This window comes from Chryseobacterium sp. IT-36CA2, assembly GCF_949767875.1.
Taxonomy (GTDB): domain Bacteria; phylum Bacteroidota; class Bacteroidia; order Flavobacteriales; family Weeksellaceae; genus Chryseobacterium.
On the sequence record NZ_CATKPG010000006.1, the window covers coordinates 1 to 5021 of the forward strand.

The window sequence follows — 5021 nt, forward strand, 5'->3', positions numbered from 1 at the left end:
AGAAGTTTTCCAGTCTACTTCTGAGATATTACCATTAAATTTTTTATAAGAAGTATTATCAGAATTCTGATATTTAATTTTATAGCCAAATAGCTTCCCATTTAAAGCTGCCGGATCATTGATCTGGGTCATCCAGCCACGGATATTATACTTGTAATCGATCTGTTGAAGCGGAGAAGAAGCCGTTACTCCGCCTACCTTTTTAGATTCTAATTGTGAAAGTTCATTGTACTTATTCTGAGCAAGAATCTCTACAGGATTACTATCTACCTGATGCTTGTGTACCAACAATCTGTTCTGATTATCGTATTCAAAAGTTTCTGTAATAATTCTTTCCGTATCTGAATTTAACCGTTTATGTTTTGTGATTGTTTGCTGCGGTAATCCTGCAAAATCAAGTTTTGATTCTGTATGGGTATAACCTCCTAAATAATTGATAGAATGGCTTCCAATAGCTCTTCCTTTCCTGTCGTAATAGGTATAGCTTTTTGTCCAGCCGTCATCCTCAACGTTTTTTACAAGACTGAGCACAGGAAGTCCTTTGGTACTTCTGCCATCAGCCGTAGGAGTATCCGTCAATACAGGTTCTCCCAAAATAGTTGAAGGAACAGGTGGATTAAAGCCATACTGCTGAGGGTAAGAATCATAATAAGTAACAGACAAAAGTGTATTCAATCCCCAATGCATATTGGTATAATAATAAGGCATTCCATTTGCAGTCAGAGGGGTATTATCTCTACCTTCAATGATAGCTCCTCCAAGGATCTGGTTCTGCATTCCAATTCTTGTATTGTTAGACTTTACGATTCCTGTATAAATAGGTCTTCCTAATACATCATATTTATAGATGATCCAGTCGAAAGATTTCCTTAAATTCGCATCCTGAGAAAGAATCATTCTGTCTGCTTTATCATACACCATATATTCCCAGCCTTTGCCAGGAAGCTTTTTTTCTACTAACCTTCCCTTTCCATCATAACGGTACTGGTAGCAAAATTCATCCTGTTTAGTAATATTAGCAACTATATCCCCTCTCATACTCCCCATAGGAGGCAGTACAAAAGCAAGCTGATCATATTCATTATAAACATAATAAGTACTGCTTCCATCTTCTTTTCTAACCATGATTACCTGGCCTCTCCCATTCTTGAATTCTATAGTTTTATTGCCATCTTCATCAATTACTGTATTTTTATACAACTGATTATCCGTGTACAGCCAATCTTCTGCAAGTACAGATTTAGTAGCTCCGTTTTCCCAGGTTGTAGCGGTCTTAAATTTTCTTACTTCCTCAGTAGTCTTATTAGCATCATATTCAAATTTAACAGGCTTAGTACTCCAATCAGTACCTACCTGAATCTGCTGCTGAACTCTGTCTAAAGGAGAATTTTCCAAAACCTTCTCAGAATAAATCTTTTCTGAACCATAAGGTGTACTGCTTACATTACTCAAGGGATCTGGAATAATAGCTCCGTTTAAAGTTCCACCTTGAGGGATAGGAAGGTATTCCTGTACCTGTCTTCCAAACTGATCATATTTAATGGGAGTAACAACATCTTTTCCCAATGGAGATGCTTTTACATTGACAATTTGTTTTGGTCTTCCTAATCCATCAAAATACTGAACAGTTTCTGATGATTTTGTAGCCAAGGTTCCGTTATAATCTAAATACGTTTTAGTCTGAATATAGTTCTCTGTATTAGGAAGCGGGGAAAGCTGGGCATATATTAAGTTGGATAAGAGCAAGGCTCCTATCGGTAGTATTAATTTTTTCATCGGTTTAGTTTTTATAGTTGTATTTCATCTCCTTCAACACTTTGCCATCCATATTAATCACTTTTTCAAGTCGGCCTGCAGAATCATAGATATAATTTTCTCTGATTCCGGATGGCGGTGTGATGCTTCTAACTCCAATTAAAGGATCGTAGCTGTAAGTAGTAATTTGATAACCAGGCAGTGTGTTTTTGAAATTGTTAAATGCGGTAAACAGATTCGTCTCATCATTATTACTTCCTGCTGCTGCATCTGTATTGGAAGCATTAACAAGGGCATCAATTATTGACTGTTGGATGGCTGCTATTTTCACATTTTCTATTTTAGCAATAGGTTGCGTTTGGTTATAGCCCCAGATAATTGCCGCTGAAATACCGTCTTTTGTAGTGTACTGCTGAAGATTTCCTTTAGAATCGTATTGATCATATGTAACTTCTGTAGTTTGGATATTTTGCAAATCTGTAGACACCACGGAACTTGGAAATAAGTTCAATGGAGCGTCATACTTAGTTTCTGTTTTTGATACCGTATTCAAGTTTTTCTTTACTTCTGTTTCTAAAGGGATACCAATCATATTAGCATTAATCAGTTTTTGATTTCCTTTTTCGTGAGCATATTGATAATTGGTCTCATTGACAACACCATCTGGGAAAGTTGTTTTTTGTTTATTAAGCTGATAATGGGATGGATTATTATAGAAATAATCAGTTTGTGTCAGAACCGGAGTACCATTGAAATAATCTGTAGTTTTTTGAGATTGCAGATAAGTAAAACGACTGATATTTTTGTATAAAACCAGATCAAGATTATCAAATTCGCCCACGCCTCCAAAAGCAGTCAGAAGTTCGTATTTCTTTCTGGTTGCCAATGAAAATGTTTCAAATTTACTAAAAGGAGACTCAAAGTAAATCTTCTCAATTTCTTTTACCTTAGTATCATCTTTATAATACTGTGTGAGATATTCTATTCCGTTATTCCAGGCAGTATTTGATCTTGGAGCGGATAAAATTTCTGATCCATTAATACTTCCTGTTTCATCATTATCAGTAATAAACTTATGAACAATTTTTCCTCTTTGCCCCAAATCTTCAATTACAGTATCATAGCAAACATCCGGTTCAAAAGAACCATATTGATTTAAGTTGGAAGATGTAATTGAATGATACTGTATTGGGAGAACGGGTCCGCTACACTGGCTTCCTTCACAATATGAGATAGTATTATTAATTTCAGAGAAGACAGGGTCTCTGTTTACTTTAATAGAAGGAGTTCCATCCAATTTGCTATATTTATATAATTTTGTTATTTCATCCCCCGAGTTAGAAATATCAATAGTTTTGGATACTCTCAACCCACCAACTGGTTTATTAATAGTTTCCATATGGGCAGGAGTTTCACCTGCTGGATAGGAGATAGTTGCATTAGCAATGGAACAGAACCAACCAGCCCTTAATTCAAACTTATAAGGTTGGTCTTTTTGGAGATAAACATAACCATCATCACTGGTACCAGTTAAACATGTTATTCCTGTTCCTGTTTCAACCATACCATAGGTAAGACTTTGCTTATAAATTATTTGAGGAGTATTAGTTTGATCAAATACTGTTACAGAGGTATTTTGTTTCTGGGTAGTGGTCAGATTTGAATTGGAGCATCCTCCGTCCAGTTTTATATCGTTTGCAGCTGTAATATGTGCATAACCTGATGCTCCAGGTATAATGGTAATTGATGTTGTTTTTACAGAACTATGATTATCAGTTGATGTAAACATAACTTCGCTATTATTGTAAGCCGATGCTGGCACAAAGTACTGAGTATCCATTTTGGGAGTTTCGTAAAACAAGGTTGTATTTCCTCCTGTAGGATAAGTTACCTTTTGTAATAATCCATAATAATTAGTACTTGTATTTATTTCCTGGTTGGCTCCAGGATAATTAACATATTGAGGTAAATTACTCTGTGCAGATGTGAAAATTTGTGGAATTAAATTGGAATTAGACTGATCGTTAAAATATCCCCATTTATCCCTGCTAAAACTTAACCTAGCTGGTACTGTCTCATAACTATAGTAATCAAAAGAATATTTTGAATTGTTCTTAATGTTATTTAAAGAGCTTAAAAATGTTCTATTCTTGGCATTTTTTTTATAAATAAAATTAAAGTCTTCGATAATTTCATTATTATGATATTTCGCTACCCTTTTTAATAATCCAAAATCATCTTGTTGTGCTTCATATTCGAAATTAATTTCAGAAGTTTCATCATAAATTTTTTTAATTTGTTTTCCAAATGTTACCTGATTGGTTTCCGATATTAATCCAATGTCCGGGGTGATTATATAATTATTTACACTACAATACGTAGAACAGGCGACGGAATTAGGATCATTTGATGGATTAGAATATTTTTGTTGTGCCGTATTTGTATAAATCATCGTCTGAGACTGTGCGATGGTACTTTGAAAGTTTTGATCATAATAATCTATATTCACTTGATGATTATTTGTATCAACTATTTTTGTTAAATACCACGCTGTTGTGTTTACATATATCTCACGATGCATTCCTGAGTTGGTTTGTGTTGTCCTAGTCTTTTCGTTATCAAAAAATGAATAAACACTACCATCTGTTCCCGTTATGGTAAACCCCTCACTTTGTTTTGTAATTTTATAGCCATTATTATTAAGAAGTCTGATATTCCCATTTCTTTCGATATAAAAACTTAAGCTTGTACCACAAAAATTTGCAGTATAAATATCTAATTCAGAATCAAAATTATCTTTTTTACAATTTTTTAGATAAGAAACAACTGTTGGGTCATTATATCCCAATAAATCAATATTTGGAGTATCTGTTGAGGTGGAATTTACTTCGTCAGGTAGGTCTCTTATTATTCTTGTTATTACTCCTGCGTTAATAAACCTCCAACCCAAACCAACAGACCCGTTAAGTTCATCTACTCTGATGCCATTACTAGCATAATTGATATTAATAGGAATTTTAATTGAACCTCCATGAAATTCTGTAATAGGAATATCAATATTAGGTCCTCCTGTAAAGAGACCTGTTGCAATATTTCCAAATGTCCCAAATTTAAATGATTCCGGAGTCGGAGGAATTATGTTACTAATTGTTTTATCTACCGTATTAACAGGATCTGTAGAAGTATTTTGAGCCTTGAATGTTACAAGAAGATTCAAAATAAATCCAGAAATTATAACTTTTCTCATTTGCGTTTATTTCTTGATT

2 protein-coding genes are annotated in these 5021 nt (G+C 34.2%); both read right to left on the minus strand.

The window, feature by feature from the left end:
• The coding region (locus ACM6F9_RS00800; protein ID WP_414843980.1) for a DUF6443 domain-containing protein at window positions 1-1776 on the minus strand (1776 nt) is incomplete at its 3' end.
• Window positions 1777-1780: 4 nt separating this feature from the next.
• Window positions 1781-5002 (minus strand): hypothetical protein, encoded by a 3222-nt coding sequence (locus ACM6F9_RS00805; RefSeq protein WP_414843981.1) that lies wholly within the window; start codon window positions 5000-5002, stop codon window positions 1781-1783.
• Between the last annotated feature and the right edge of the window lie 19 nt (window positions 5003-5021).